The 13,124-nt window shown below is 66.3% G+C and carries 11 protein-coding genes; 5 read left to right on the top strand and 6 right to left on the bottom strand.

Annotated features, from left to right (window positions below; all coding sequences use genetic code 11):
- Positions 1-116: 116 nt before the first annotated feature.
- Positions 117-1,580, bottom strand: coding sequence for an HNH endonuclease signature motif containing protein (locus CXR02_RS05970; RefSeq protein WP_104061156.1), 1,464 nt, complete (start codon positions 1,578-1,580; stop codon positions 117-119).
- Between the two features lie 233 nt (positions 1,581-1,813).
- Here CXR02_RS05970 and CXR02_RS05965 point away from each other — a divergent pair, with 233 nt between their 5' ends.
- Both CXR02_RS05965 and CXR02_RS05960 read left to right on the top strand, forming a co-directional pair.
- Entirely contained in the window at positions 1,814-2,872 is a 1,059-nt protein-coding gene (locus CXR02_RS05965; RefSeq protein ID WP_104061155.1) for a M4 family metallopeptidase, read from the top strand.
- 60 nt (positions 2,873-2,932) lie between these two features.
- Positions 2,933-3,274: a protealysin inhibitor emfourin gene (locus tag CXR02_RS05960; protein ID WP_104061154.1), complete on the top strand. Its 342-nt coding sequence runs from the start codon at positions 2,933-2,935 to the stop codon at positions 3,272-3,274.
- A gap of 30 nt (positions 3,275-3,304) precedes the next feature.
- Here CXR02_RS05960 and CXR02_RS05955 read toward each other — a convergent pair whose 3' ends face one another.
- Positions 3,305-4,273 carry a GlxA family transcriptional regulator gene (locus CXR02_RS05955; RefSeq protein ID WP_104061153.1) on the bottom strand — a complete coding sequence of 323 codons (969 nt, stop codon included), beginning with the start codon at positions 4,271-4,273 and terminating at the stop codon, positions 3,305-3,307.
- An 81-nt stretch (positions 4,274-4,354) separates the two neighbouring features.
- On the opposite strand from CXR02_RS05955, the gene CXR02_RS22320 reads away from it, so the two are divergent.
- Both CXR02_RS22320 and hrpA read left to right on the top strand, forming a co-directional pair.
- Positions 4,355-4,522, top strand: coding sequence for a hypothetical protein (locus CXR02_RS22320; RefSeq protein ID WP_181037140.1), 168 nt, complete (start codon positions 4,355-4,357; stop codon positions 4,520-4,522).
- Positions 4,523-4,729: 207 nt separating this feature from the next.
- A complete protein-coding gene (gene hrpA / locus CXR02_RS05950; RefSeq protein ID WP_104061152.1) occupies positions 4,730-8,683 on the top strand; it encodes an ATP-dependent RNA helicase HrpA in 3,954 nt (1,317 codons plus the stop codon).
- 65 nt (positions 8,684-8,748) lie between these two features.
- On the opposite strand, the gene CXR02_RS05945 is transcribed toward hrpA, so the two are convergent.
- From CXR02_RS05945 to CXR02_RS05935, 3 genes are read right to left on the bottom strand one after another with little or no spacing between them, the layout of a single operon-like run.
- Positions 8,749-9,177: an HIT family protein gene (locus CXR02_RS05945; protein WP_104061151.1), complete on the bottom strand. Its 429-nt coding sequence runs from the start codon at positions 9,175-9,177 to the stop codon at positions 8,749-8,751.
- Positions 9,174-10,367 (bottom strand): NAD(P)-dependent alcohol dehydrogenase, encoded by a 1,194-nt coding sequence (locus CXR02_RS05940; protein WP_104061150.1) that lies wholly within the window; start codon positions 10,365-10,367, stop codon positions 9,174-9,176. Before CXR02_RS05940 ends, CXR02_RS05945 begins: the two co-directional genes overlap by 4 nt.
- Complete coding sequence (locus tag CXR02_RS05935; RefSeq protein WP_104061149.1) at positions 10,364-11,251, bottom strand: sulfurtransferase; 888 nt, start codon at positions 11,249-11,251, stop codon at positions 10,364-10,366. The genes CXR02_RS05940 and CXR02_RS05935 overlap by 4 nt, the downstream gene beginning before the upstream one ends.
- A 99-nt stretch (positions 11,252-11,350) precedes the next feature.
- On the opposite strand from CXR02_RS05935, the gene CXR02_RS05930 reads away from it, so the two are divergent.
- Positions 11,351-12,430 carry a PLP-dependent cysteine synthase family protein gene (locus CXR02_RS05930; protein WP_104061148.1) on the top strand — a complete coding sequence of 360 codons (1,080 nt, stop codon included), beginning with the start codon at positions 11,351-11,353 and terminating at the stop codon, positions 12,428-12,430.
- A gap of 4 nt (positions 12,431-12,434) precedes the next feature.
- Here CXR02_RS05930 and CXR02_RS05925 read toward each other — a convergent pair whose 3' ends face one another.
- Positions 12,435-13,091, bottom strand: coding sequence for an MBL fold metallo-hydrolase (locus tag CXR02_RS05925; RefSeq protein WP_104061147.1), 657 nt, complete (start codon positions 13,089-13,091; stop codon positions 12,435-12,437).
- Positions 13,092-13,124 lie beyond the last annotated feature (33 nt).

Genomic DNA, 13,124 nt, shown 5'->3' with positions numbered 1-13,124 from the left:
TTGTGGCGACGCGGCTGTGGTACGCCGGTTTATTGCGGCGCGGCTGTGGCACTCCGGCTTGTCGGACTCCGCGGCTATCGCTGCGCCTCAAAACCCAGCCCGCGACATGGCCTGCGCTAAGGCGGCGTGGTGCACAAGGCTCCTGTTGTTTCCGACGCTGGCAAATTCGGTGGTTCCCAGTCGGGGTGTTCGCTTTGGTAGTGGCGTCCGGTGGGTGATATCCAGCTTGGCGGTTCGTTCTTGGTAGCGCCGGTGGGTTTCCAACCGGTGATGTGTCTGAGCCGGTGGTGCTTGCGGCATGGCTGGCCGAGATTACTGATCCCGGTACGGCCGCCGTGGGCCCAGGCGAGGAGGTGGTCTGCTTCGTTGTCGAGGGAGTGGTTGCTGCAGCCGGGGAACGGGCACTTTCCGTCGCGCAACCGTAGCCATTGGCGTTGGGCTTTGGTGAGCCGGTAGCTGGTCCGCCCGATCTCCAAAGGTGCACCGTCGCGAGGGTCTGTCAGGACGCGGTGGAAGGATTCGGCACCGTCGGCGACGAGCTGGCGGGCCATGGACGGCGGGATCGGGCCGTATCCGTCGAGCATGGCGGGCTCATCCGTGACACCCAGCAGCGAGAACACCGGGACGGTAACGAGGACCTGTGCCCGCGGTGACGGAACACGGTCACCCACAGCGAGGCCCCCGGTCTCTTCGTCGCTCGTTTCGCCGGTCGCGCCACCGCTCTTTTCCCTACCCTCATCACCGGTTCCGCCGCCGGCGATGTTGTTGCCGAGAAGCCAGGCGGTGACGCTGTCAGCGCGGAGCTGGCTGAGGTTCCGGTCCTCATGAGGCCCTTGGAGGGCACGGGCTGCGGTGGTGGCGCGGTCCCAGATCCCCGAGGCCTGGTCGGCGGGGAGGTAGGCGGATAGCCAGGCCATGCCGTCGCGGTCCGGGGCATATTCCAGGCGCCGGTCGGCTGCGCTCTTGATGTGGCGTTTTTCGATGCTGACCGGGTGGTGGCGTTCGCGCCAGGTGCGGGCCTTGTGCCGGAACCTTCCGGGGATGAGCTCTCCGGCCGGGCCGCGTGCCGGATTCACCGCGTGGGGGTCCAGGAAATGCGCCTCCAACGCCGCCGCGCCCGGCCTGTCGAGGTTGGTGGTTTCGTCGACCATGATCCGGGCGTGCTGCCACGAAATCGTCCCGGCCTGCAACGCGGACAGCGTCAGTGGCAGGGCCGTGGTCAGGGAGTGCGCCTCGGCCAACAGCGCCCCAGCGGACCGTTCGCTCACCGTTAGGACGCACGCGACCTCCGCGACTACGGCCATCTCCTGCCCGGTATGGTCCTCGGGCGACGTGGCCGGAGCCGCCAGGGCTTGGGCAGCGGCGGCGTAACCGGCAGCCAGCCAGACCTTCAGGGCGGCACTTTTCGCGTCCAACCGTGAGATCTCGGCCAGCCCGTCCAGAAAACCATCCGCCACACGGCGCAGCGGATCAGCACCACCGGATCCCGAGGCCTCAGGCCCGCCACGGAGCACAACCGCAAGCTCAGCAAAGGACACCGAAAGGGCCTCCGCCGTCGCCACAGCCGCTCTGCTATCCATACCCAAATCATCCCGGGAGGGTCTGACAATAACGGCGAGGCTAAACGGCCATGTGCATAACTCCGCGAAAAACGGTCCGTGCCTCCAGCCGCCGCGGCGGTTCAGGGCCACAGCTGTCCCTTCGGCCCATGAAACGGGGCCTCAACTGTCCGTTCGCGCCGGGTTGAGTGAGCCTTCATCAGATTGTCAGCACCCCCTCGTAGGCTGATTCAACGTACTCGAGGGGGTAGGCCATGCACATTCCAGCTACATTCTGTTCCATCATTCCGCCTTACATACTGCGGCGGTTGGCCCGCCTGGACGAGCCTCGGTTTTCTGCCGCCGCGCGGGCCGCCAAGGAAGCGCTAAGCCACGTCCGGTCAGTCCAGTCAGCCCGTACCCAGCCGGCTCCGGCCGCTCCCCCGGCACTGCGCGACGTCCGTCCCGGCCCACCCAACAGGAGCATCTACGATGCCGGCGGATCCGAGATCCTGCCCGGAAAGCTCGTACGCAAGGAAAGCGAACCGGCTTCCGGCGATCAGTCCGCTGATGAGGCGTACGACGGCCTTGGACACACGCATCGCCTGTTTGCCGACATCTTCGGCCGTAACTCCATCGACGGCGAAGGACTGCCGCTCGATGCCACGGTGCACTTTGGCAAGCTCTACGACAATGCTTTCTGGGACGGCCGCCAGATGGTCTTCGGCGACGGCGACGGCGAAGTCTTCGAACGATTTACGCGGTCGCTGAGCGTCATCGGGCACGAACTCACTCACGGCGTCACGCAGTACTCGGCGGGGTTGGCTTACCGCAACCAGGCCGGTGCCATCAACGAATCCATGTCCGACGTTTTCGGCGCGCTCGTGGAGCAGTACCTGAACAGCCAGTCCGTGACTGACGCCAGCTGGCAGATCGGCGAAGGACTCTTCACGCCCCAGGTTGAGGGATCGGCTCTCCGATCCCTCAAGGCCCCGGGCACAGCGTACGACGACGACGTGCTGGGTAAGGATCCGCAGCCCGATTCGATGGACTCGTATGTGCGGACCAGCGCGGACAACGGCGGCGTCCACATCAACTCCGGGATCCCCAACAGGGCCTTCTACCTCACGGCGGAGACCCTGGGCGGCAACGCCTGGGAGGCGCCGGGACGGATCTGGTACGACGCACTGACGGGCGGCTCGCTGCCTGCCACCGCCACCTTCCGCGTCTTCGCGAGGGCGACGGCGGCATCCGCCGTCGACCTGTTCGGCACCGATTCGCCGGAGCATGACGCCGTGCGGCAGGCGTGGGAAACTGTGAAGGTCAAGCTTTAGTTGAACGCCTGCCCGCCGCGAGCCGGCGGCCAGGCTGCAGGAAAGCCCAGGACCTAGGCCATGAAGATCAGTGTGGAGCGCAGCGGCGGCATCGCAGCCCTGACCCGCGTATGGACAGTGCACGCCCAGACCGCGAGCGCCAAAAGCCAGTGGCAACCCATTGTGGAAGCATGCCCTTGGGGCACGGTGCCCAAGACTGTCCGGGCCGCAGCCGCGGAGGTGCAGGACAACCAGCCGGACCGATTTATCTATTCGATCCGGGCGGGCCAGCGGCGGGCAGCGCTGCCGGAGCAGGCTGTCACAGGACCATGGCGTGTGCTGGTGGACAGCACCCGGGCGGCCTCCGAGGACAGCCCCGTGCGGCAAGACACGCCTGGACCGCAAGGGCCTGCCCCGGCTTGATCGGCCCGCTAGGGCTTAGCGGCTCGCCGGTCAGCCTGCCGTTACCAGCTGTCCCCGGAAGGCCCGACGGTAGGACTGCGGGCTGGTGTCCAGCACCTTGGCGAAGTGATGCCGAAGGAGGACGGGGTGGCCAAAGCCGGATTCCCGGGCAACCTCGTCGATGTTCAGGTCAGTGGATTCCAGCAGCTCCTGCGCCCGGAGGACCCGCTGCGAGTTCAGCCAGGCAGCAGGTGTGGCCCCGGTTTCGGACCGGAAGCGGCGGGCAAACGTCCTGGCTGACATGTGCACGCGTGCCGCCAACTCAACAACAGTGTGCTCCTGCTCCAGGTTCTGCACCATCCAGCGCAGCAGCTCTTCCATCGGCGCCGATCCACAGGCAGGCATGGGCCGGTCGATGAACTGGGCCTGGCCGCCGTCGCGGTGCGGCGGCACCACCATGTCCCGCGCAATGGCGGCGGCCACGTTGGCGCCCAGCTCAACGCGCACCAGGTGGAGGCAGGCATCAATCCCTGCCGCGGTTCCGGCACTGGTGATCAGGTTCCCGTCCTGCACGTAGAGCACGTTTTCATCGACCTGCACTTCCGGATACCGGCTTGCGAGCTCATGGGAATAGTGCCAGTGCGTGGTGCATCGCCGCCCGTTCAAAAGACCGGCGCGTGCCAGTGCGAAGGCTCCGGAACAGATGGACATCACCCAGGCGTCCCGGGCGTGCGCGGCGCGCAATGCCTCCATGACGGATTCCGCAACGTCCGAATCGTGTCCGTAGGGCGTCATGATCACGAGGTCCGCGTCCGCCGTTGCCTCCAATCCCAGCGCAACATTCAAGGAGAGTCCCGATTTCATCCGGACGTTACCGGGCTCGGGTGTGCAGACCCGGAAGTCGAACGCCGGAACGTTGCTGCCGCGTCCTGATCTGTCGATGCCAAAAACCTCGCAGGCGGTGGCGAACTCGAAGACAGAGAAGTTGGGAACTACGATGACTGCCACTGATTTGAGCATGCTTCCATTATGGCAGAAATTCGAGCTTTTTGGGCATTTCTGCCACTGTTTCTTCACCGCCGACGGGAGCAGCATTGAGTCATGGAAATCTTCGGAATCGCCCTAGTGGTCCTGCTCCTCGTTGTTCTCGCCGCCACCGTCTCAGCGCTCCTGCGTGATGGCCGCGGCCACACCCCGCCCATCACCTCCGACCAGCCTTGGTCCGCCCTGGACCTGCCCAGCGTCAACTACACCCTGCGCATTTTCTAACCAGAAGGCATGCCTCAACCCGCCATTGTTAACCCATCCGTACCAACACGAAAGGACCCGGCACATGTGAGCCGGGTCCTTTCCTCATGTTCTGAATGAGTGGCGTCCGGGAGGGCGGGGAAGGCGGGATCAACGGCCGGGCCGGCGTCGGGGTTGACGGCAGCAAGCGCGGGAAACAGGCGCCGCCCCAGTAGACTGGCTGCAGCCATGACATTTCATATCTCCTACCCTGCTGAGCTGCCCGTTTCCGAGCGCCGCGAGGACCTGAAGGCTGCCATTGCAGCGAACCAGGTGACCATCATCGCCGGCGAGACCGGCTCCGGCAAGACCACCCAGATCCCCAAAATGTGCCTCGAGCTGGGCCTTGGCGACAACGGCCTGATCGGGCACACCCAGCCGCGGCGGCTCGCAGCCCGCACCGTCGCTGAGCGCATCGCCGAGGAACTGGGTGTGGAGATCGGCCAGGAAGTCGGCTTCCAGGTGCGGTTCACCGGCGAAGTCAGCCGCGCCACCAAGGTCAAGCTCATGACCGACGGCATCCTGCTCGCAGAGATCCAACGGGACAAGCTGCTGCGCAAATACAACGCCATCATCATTGACGAAGCGCACGAGCGCAGCCTCAATATCGACTTCATCCTGGGCTACCTCAAGCGCATCCTGCCGCAGCGGCCGGACCTGAAAATCATCATCACCTCGGCCACGATCGATCCGGAGCGGTTCGCTAAACACTTCGGGTCCGACGACGAGCCCTCCCCCATCATCGAGGTGTCCGGGCGCACGTTCCCGGTGGAGATCCGGTACAGGCCGCTGTCCCAGCCAGCCGGCGGACCCGCCGATGGCGAAGATGCAGACGCCTCCGATGACGAACTCGAAGAGGACCGCGATCCGCTCGACGCCGTCTGCGACGCCGTTGACGAACTCGCCACCGAGGCACCCGGCGACATCCTGGTCTTTTTCTCCGGCGAGCGCGAAATCCGCGACGCAGCAGAGGCACTTAACGCCAGGATCCAGTCCAACCGGCGCCTGGCCGGCACCGAGGTGCTCCCGCTGTTCGCCCGCCTGAGCCTGCAGGAACAGCACAAGGTGTTCCACCCCGGCAAAAACCGCCGGATTGTGCTGGCCACCAACGTGGCCGAGACGTCACTGACGGTCCCGGGCATCAGGTACGTCATCGACACCGGCACGGCCCGCATCTCCCGCTACTCGCACCGCACCAAGGTCCAGCGGCTGCCCATCGAGCGCGTGTCGCAGGCTTCGGCGAACCAGCGCTCCGGCCGGTGCGGCCGTGTGTCGGACGGAATCGCCATCCGGCTCTATTCGGAAGAGGACTTCGGGTCCCGGCCGCTGTTCACGGACCCGGAAATCCTCCGCACCAACCTGGCGGCAGTCATCCTGCAGATGACCGCCATGGGCGTTGCCCGCGGGCCCAAGGACGTGGAAAACTTCCCGTTCGTCGAACCACCGGACTCGCGGGCAATCAACGACGGCGTTACGCTCCTGCGCGAGCTCGGCGCCCTGAATGCCGTCCGGCCAGGTGACGCCAAGAGCGGCGGACTCACCGCCGTCGGACAGCAGCTTGCCCAGCTGCCGGTGGATCCCCGCCTCGGCAGGATGATCGTGGAGGCCGGCAAGCGCGGCTGCGTCCGCGAGGTAATGATCCTGGCCGCGGCGCTGACCATCCAGGACCCGCGTGAGCGTCCCACGGACAAGCAGCAGCTCGCTGCCGAGAAGCATGCCCGCTTCCGTGACGAAAACTCTGACTTCACCGGCTTCCTGAACCTGTGGAACTACCTGCAGGAGAAACAGGAGGAACTCTCGTCCACCCAGTTCCGCCGCCTGTGCCGGACCGAGTTCATCAACTACCTTCGCGTCAGGGAATGGCAGGATCTCTTCGCCCAGCTCCGCCAGATGGCTCGCCCGCTCGGGATCAGCCTGGACAACAAGCGCCTTGCCGATCCTGCGGGCAACCACGAGAGCATCCACATGAGCCTGCTGTCGGGCCTCCTCAGCCACATCGGCATCCTGGACGAGCGTAAGCGCGAATACGCCGGTGCCCGCGGCAGCCGGTTCGCCATCTTCCCCGGCTCGTCGCTCTTCAAGAAGTCCCCCACGTTTGTGATGGCTGCCGAACTCGTGGAGACGAGCCGCCTCTGGGCCAGGGTCGCAGCCAAGTTCGATCCCGTCTGGGCGGAGCAGGTGGCGCCGGACCTCGTTAAGCGCAGCTACAGCGAGCCGCACTGGTCCACCCAAATGGGCGCGGTCATGGCGTACGAGAAGGTCACCCTGTACGGCGTGCCCATCATCCCGCAGCGCCGGGTCAACTACAGCCGAGTGGATCCTGTGCTGGCCCGCGAGCTGTTCATCCGGCACGCCCTGGTGGAAGGCGATTGGAAAACGCACCATAAGTTCTTCCACCGCAACCGCGCCCTGCTTCTGGAGGTCGAGGAGCTCGAAGCCAGGATGCGCCGCCGGGACCTGCTGGTGGACGACGAAACGCTGTTTGAGTTCTACGACGCCAGGATCGGCCCCGGCGTTGTATCCGAACGGCACTTCGACAAATGGTGGAAGGAGGCCCGGCAGCAGAATCCGGACCTCCTCGACTACGACAAGTCATTGCTGCTCAACAACGACGCCGATGACCTGGACGAGGCCGCTTATCCGAAGACGCTGTTGCACAAGGGCTTTGAGCTGCCACTCAGCTACGAGTTCCACCCTGTGGCGCCCGGGTCACCGCCCAACCCGTCCGACGGCGTCACGGCCGAAGTCCCGGTGCTCTTCCTGAACCAGCTCGATGATGCCGCCTTCCGTTGGCTGATCCCCGGCCAGCGTGCCGAGCTCGTGGCTGCCCTGATCAAGTCCCTGCCCAAGCAGGTCCGCAAGAACTTCGTCCCCGCTCCGGATGTGGCCCGGCAGGCCGTTGCCGCCCTGGAATCGGACTTTGATCCGGCCCACGATGAGCTGGAAGCTTCACTGGAACTGGCCCTGCGCCGGATCCGGGGCCACGTCATCCCTCCCGGTTCCTGGAACTGGGACGCGGTGCCGTCCCACCTACGGGTGAGCTTCAAGGTTGTCGATACCCAGGGCAAGGCGCTGGATGAGGGCAAGGACCTCGCGGCCCTGCAGGAGCGGCTGGCCCCGGCAACACGCCGCGCCATTGCTGAATCCCTGGGGGCCACGCCCAGAACCACCGCGCCGCAGTCTCGTGGAAATTCGAAGTCACCCGGAAGGTCCGGCGGGAACGTACCCGCTTCGTCGGCTGGCGGAAATGCAGCCGGCAGCGGCACAGGCTTCACGGAACAGTCCGGCCTGACGGAGTGGGCCTTCGGCACGGTGCAGCGGCAGGTCAGCAACACCGTCAACGGCCACATGGTCACCGGCTATCCGGCGTTGGTGGATGAAGGAACATCCGTGGCGCTGCGAGTCTTCCAGACCTCGTCGGAGCAGCTCGAGGCCATGCGCGGCGGTGTGATCCGACTCCTCGCCCTCCGAGTACCCGCACCGGACCGCTACGTTCTGGAGCACCTCAACAACACCGAAAAGCTGACGTTCAGCCAGAATCCGCACGGTTCGGTGTCAGCCCTCATTGCCGATTGCGCCCTCGCTGCCGTGGACAAACTGACCCCGGCGGAACTCCCGTGGGACCGGGCGTCCTTCGACGCCCTCTACGAGCAGGTCCGGGCGGAACTCATCGATACCGTCTTCAGTGTGACGGCCGTGGTGGAGCGCGTCCTGGCCAGCACCCGGCGGATTGAGAAACAGCTGAAGGGCACCACCAGCCTCGCACTCATCAGCGCCCTGAACGACGTCAGGAGCCAGCTCGAGCAGCTGGTGTTCCCGGGATTCGTGGCCCGCACGGGCTACAAGCAGCTGAGCCAGCTCCCCCGCTATCTTGCCGCCATCGAGAAACGCCTCGAAAAGCTCCCCGGCAACGTCCAGCGGGATGGCCTGAGCATGGCCGCGGTCCAGCGGCTGGAAGACGATTACGACGACGCCGTGTCGGCCCTGCTGCCAGGGCGTCGGGTCGGTGCCGAACTGACGCAGGTCCGCTGGATGATCGAAGAGCTGCGGGTGAGCCTCTTCGCCGTCGAACTCGGAACGGCCTATTCCGTCTCCGAAAAGCGGATCCGGGCTGTCCTGAACAAGGCGCTGGCGCCGGCCTAGGCCTGCCGGCCCACGGCTGGCGCGGGCAAAGTCCTGGACGGGCCAAACCGGCACGAGCGTCAGGCTCAGCTGGCGGGAACGAACTCCGCATAGCCGGCGGCCCGAAGCCCGGCGCGCAGCTTTTCGGCGTTCGCGTCCAGCACCGCGGGATCCGGGTTCTGGTCGGCCGAGGCGAAATCGAAATCAGCCATGGTCCTGGACGGCCACACGTGTACGTGCAGGTGGTTGATCTCGTACCCGGCCACAATCAGCCCCGCCCGCTCGGCGGGAAAGACGTCCAGCTGCACCGCACCGATCCGCCGGGCCACCTCCATCACCTTCGCGAGGGTCTCCGGGGACGCATCCGTCCAGCGGTCCACCTCCTCGGTGGGGACCACCAGGGTGTGCCCGTCGGCCAGAGGACCCGTGGTCAGGAAGGCCGCAACGTCAGCCTCCCGCCAGACGAAGCGTCCGGGGATCTCGCCATTGATGAGTTTGGTGAACAGGGTGCTCATGCGTCTGCCTTCTCGGCCGGAGCCTGCAGGGTGCTGGTGTCCAGCACAAACCGGTATTTCACGTCGCCTGCCACCATGCGGTCGTAGGCCTCATTCAGCTGGTCTGCGCGCACCAGTTCGATATCCGCCACTACTCCGTGCTCGGCGCAGAAGTCGAGCATCTCCTGAGTTTCGGCGATGCCGCCGATCAGCGAGCCAGCGTACGCGATCCGCCGCCGGATAAGGGCCCCCGGATTCACCGGCGGCATGGCGTCGGAGGGCAGGCCCAGCTGGAACAGCGCACCGTCAACGCGCAGGGTGCGGAAGAACGGATTCAGGTCGTGCGGAGCGGCCACGGTGTCGATGATGAGGTCGATGGTGCGGTCCGCGGCGGCCATGGCGTCCTTGTCCCGGGACAGGATCACTTCGTCGGCCCCGAGTTCCAGCGCGGCGGGCACCTTGCCTTCGGAGGTGGTGAAGACCACCACCCGCGCTCCCATGGCCTTGGCGAGCTTCACGGCCATGTGTCCGAGTCCGCCGAGCCCCACCACGCCCACCACGTCGCCTTCCTCCACGTCGAAGTGCCGCAAGGGAGAGAATGTGGTGACACCGGCGCAGAGCAAAGGGGCGACGGCGGCCGGGTCCAGGTTGCCGGGCACTCGGACCACGTAGCGCCGGTCCACCACCACGGCGGACGAGTAGCCGCCCTGGGTGATGGCATCACCGTTGCGCGGATCCGTGGCGCCATAGGTCCCGATCAGCCCGTTTTCGCAGTACTGTTCCAGGCCGTCCAGGCAGCTCTCGCATTCGCGGCAGGAATCAACCATGCACCCGACGCCCACGCGGTCCCCCGGGGTGAAGTCAGTCACCCCCGAGCCGACGCGGCTGACGGTTCCCACGATTTCGTGGCCGGGGACCAGCGGATATTTCTGGCTGCCCCATTCGCCGCGCGTGGCGTGCACGTCCGAGTGGCACAGGCCGCAGAATTCGATGGCAATCTCGACGTCGTCCGCTTTCGGGGCGCGCCGGGCAAGCGTCAGGGGCACCATGCCGCTGTCAGGGGAAACCGCGCCATAGGCGGCTGCCAGCACGCCGGTGCCCGGATCGGTGACCAGGTCCGTAGCAGGATGAGCAGCAGGATCGGCAACAACATCATCGTTCGGCAATACGGGGCGGGCAAGGGGCGGCGGTACGGGGCGTCCTGGGGTCATCCTTCGACGCTACCCCCGCGGGCCGCCGCATGGCCATTCGGCCGGCTGCCCGTCGCCACCGGCAGCGCGGGATTGTTGGACCATTCCGAGAAGGAACCCGGATAGAGGGCGGCCCGGAATCCTGCGATTTCGAGGGCGGCCACCTCATGGGCGGCGGTCACGCCCGAGCCGCAGTACACGGCCACCGGGACGTCGTCGCGGACGCCGAGGTCCTCGAACCGGCGCCGCAGCAGGTCCGCAGGCAGGAAATGCCCGGCCCCGTCCACGTTCTCCGTTGTGGGTGCGCTCCGGGCGCCCGGAATGTGGCCGGCGCGGGGATCAACGGGTTCAAATTCGCCCCGGTACCTTTCGCCGGCCCGGGCGTCCAGGAGGACGCCCGTTGCCGGCCAGTCCGCCGCTCCGGCCGCGTCGATGCTGGGCATCCTGCCTCCGGCAGGGGAAACGTCAAAGGAAACACGCCCGACGGCGGCGTCCACCGGTCCGGTGTCCAGCGGCAGTCCGGCGTCCCGCCAGGCGGCCAGTCCGCCGTCGAGCAGGTACACGTCCTGGAACCCTGCGTTGCGGAGCATCCACCAGAGCCGGGCGGCGGCCATGTTGCCGCTGTTGTCATAGGCCACCACAACGTCGCCGTTGTTGATCCCCCAGCGCCTGGCAGTTTCCTGGAATTCCGCGTCCGTGGGCAGCGGGTGCCTGCCGCGGGCCGGGGTGGCCGGCGTCGCCAATTCGGTGGCGAGGTCCACAAAAACTGCCCCGGGGAGGTGCCCCTCAAGGTAGTGTTCCCGGCCGTGCGGGTCCCCCAGCGCCCAGCGGACGTCCAGCAACACGGTTCGCTGGCCGGCGTCGAAACGCGCCGCCAAAGCCGGGACAGCCATCAGTGGACCCATCGTTCTCCTTGCAATTGTGCTTGTGGGGTGTGCAGCCGCTGATCCAACTCTAACTGCGGCAGAACGGCTGGCGGGTAGGGCCGACGGTAGGCTGGTCCGGTGAAGAACGCGAGCGCTGACCGGGCCTGGGCTGACCAGGCCATCAGAAAAGTCAATGCGGAAAACAACCGGTCCGCCGATACCCATCTCTACTCGGTACCGCTCCCGCAGCACTGGGGCGTCCAGCTTTACCTCAAGGACGAATCCACGCACCGTTCGGGGAGCCTCAAGCACCGGCTGGCCCGCTCGCTGTTCCTCTTCGGCCTGGTCAACGGCTGGATCCGTGAAGGGACCACCATCGTGGAGGCGTCCAGCGGCAGCACCGCTGTTTCGGAGGCATATTTCGCGCAGCTCCTGGGCCTGCCGTTCGTTGCGGTCATGACCCGCACGACGAGCCCGGAGAAGATCGCGCTGATCGAACAGTTCGGCGGCTCGTGCCTGTTGGTTGACCACGCCTCGGAGGTTTATGCTGCGGCGGCGGACGTCGCTGCCACGTCCAACGGCCACTACATGGACCAGTTCACCTACGCGGAGCGGGCCACGGACTGGCGTGGCAACAACAACATCGCGGAGTCCATCTTCGGGCAGCTGGCGCTGGAGGAACACCCCGTCCCCCGCTGGATCGTGGTGGGTGCGGGGACCGGAGGCACCAGTGCAACCATTGGCCGCTACCTGCGCTACCGCGGCCACGACACCCGCCTTGCGGTGGTCGACCCGGAGAATTCCGCGTTCTACCCCGGCTGGGTGAACGGTACTGGTGGGGCCAGCACCGGCCTGCCGTCCCGGATCGAAGGCATCGGCCGCCCGCGGATGGAACCGAGCTTTGTGCCCGCCGTCATCGACCACATGATCCAGGTTCCCGATGCCGCCTCCGTCGCAGCCATGCGGCACCTGCGCACGGTCGCCGACCTGCACGCCGGACCGTCCACCGGCACCAATCTGTGGGGTGTCTGGCAACTGGTGGCGGAAATGATCGCCGAGGGACAGCGCGGCAGCATTGTGTCGTTGATGTGCGACGGCGGCGACCGCTATGCGGGCAACTACTACAATCCGGCGTGGCTGTCCGGCCAAGGCCTGGACCCCGAGCCGCATGAGGAAGTCATCCGCCGGTTTTTCGAGACCGGCGTCTGGAACGCGTAGCCGATCAGACCTCCACCGATTCCCGCGGGGCAAGGCGGGTGTACTCGGTGCCGTATTTCCGGCCCAGCCGGGCAACGTGACCTTCCACTATCTTCAGGCCCGTTTCGTTGAGCAGCCCGTCATGGATCTGGAATGCTCGCGGGGCCCGGACGGCGATAACAAAATCCACCACCTCGCTGACCTTGCTCCACGGCGCGTGGAGCGGAACCAGCAGCGTCTGCACGCTGAGGCCGTCGGGGACGATGAACGAGTCCCCCGGGTGGTAAACGTTGCCGTCCACCAGGTAGCCGATGTTGGCGACGATGGGGACCTGCGGGTGGATCAGTGCATGCTGCCCGCCGAAGCTGCGGACGCTGAAGCCGGCCGCGTCAAAACTGGAACCGGGTTCAACCGTGTGGATCCGCGCTGAAGCCTGCGGCGCCTCCTCCCGCAGATGGGCGGCCACTCCGGCCGGCGCGAAGACCGCCAGGACGTCAGAGCGGCGCAGTGCGTTGACCATGGCCGGCACATCCACATGGTCGCCGTGCTCGTGGGTGATGAGCACGGCCTGCGCCCCGTCCAGGGCTTCCTCTGTTTCGGAGAATGTTCCCGGATCCACCACCAGCACCCGGCCGTCCTGCTCAAGCCGGACGCACGCGTGGGTGTATTTTGTCAACTTCATAGCGCCAGCCTAGGGTCCGACCCCAAACCTGTC

Source organism: Arthrobacter sp. 4R501 (assembly GCF_002929755.1).
Classification (GTDB): domain Bacteria; phylum Actinomycetota; class Actinomycetes; order Actinomycetales; family Micrococcaceae; genus Arthrobacter.
The sequence above is the reverse complement of the archived record's forward strand: the minus strand, read 5'-3'. Positions and strand labels throughout refer to the sequence as shown.

Bases quoted from the DNA above. Each gene is read 5' to 3' on its own strand.
- CXR02_RS05970 (WP_104061156.1), bottom strand. From the start codon at position 1,580: ATGGATAGCAGAGCGGCTGTGGCGACGGCGGAGGCCCTTTCGGTGTCC.
- CXR02_RS05965 (WP_104061155.1), top strand. From the start codon at position 1,814: ATGCACATTCCAGCTACATTCTGTTCCATCATTCCGCCTTACATACTG.
- CXR02_RS05960 (WP_104061154.1), top strand. From the start codon at position 2,933: ATGAAGATCAGTGTGGAGCGCAGCGGCGGCATCGCAGCCCTGACCCGC.
- CXR02_RS05955 (WP_104061153.1), bottom strand. From the start codon at position 4,273: ATGCTCAAATCAGTGGCAGTCATCGTAGTTCCCAACTTCTCTGTCTTC.
- CXR02_RS22320 (WP_181037140.1), top strand. From the start codon at position 4,355: ATGGAAATCTTCGGAATCGCCCTAGTGGTCCTGCTCCTCGTTGTTCTC.
- hrpA (WP_104061152.1), top strand. From the start codon at position 4,730: ATGACATTTCATATCTCCTACCCTGCTGAGCTGCCCGTTTCCGAGCGC.
- CXR02_RS05945 (WP_104061151.1), bottom strand. From the start codon at position 9,177: ATGAGCACCCTGTTCACCAAACTCATCAATGGCGAGATCCCCGGACGC.
- CXR02_RS05940 (WP_104061150.1), bottom strand. From the start codon at position 10,367: ATGACCCCAGGACGCCCCGTACCGCCGCCCCTTGCCCGCCCCGTATTG.
- CXR02_RS05935 (WP_104061149.1), bottom strand. From the start codon at position 11,251: ATGGGTCCACTGATGGCTGTCCCGGCTTTGGCGGCGCGTTTCGACGCC.
- CXR02_RS05925 (WP_104061147.1), bottom strand. From the start codon at position 13,091: ATGAAGTTGACAAAATACACCCACGCGTGCGTCCGGCTTGAGCAGGAC.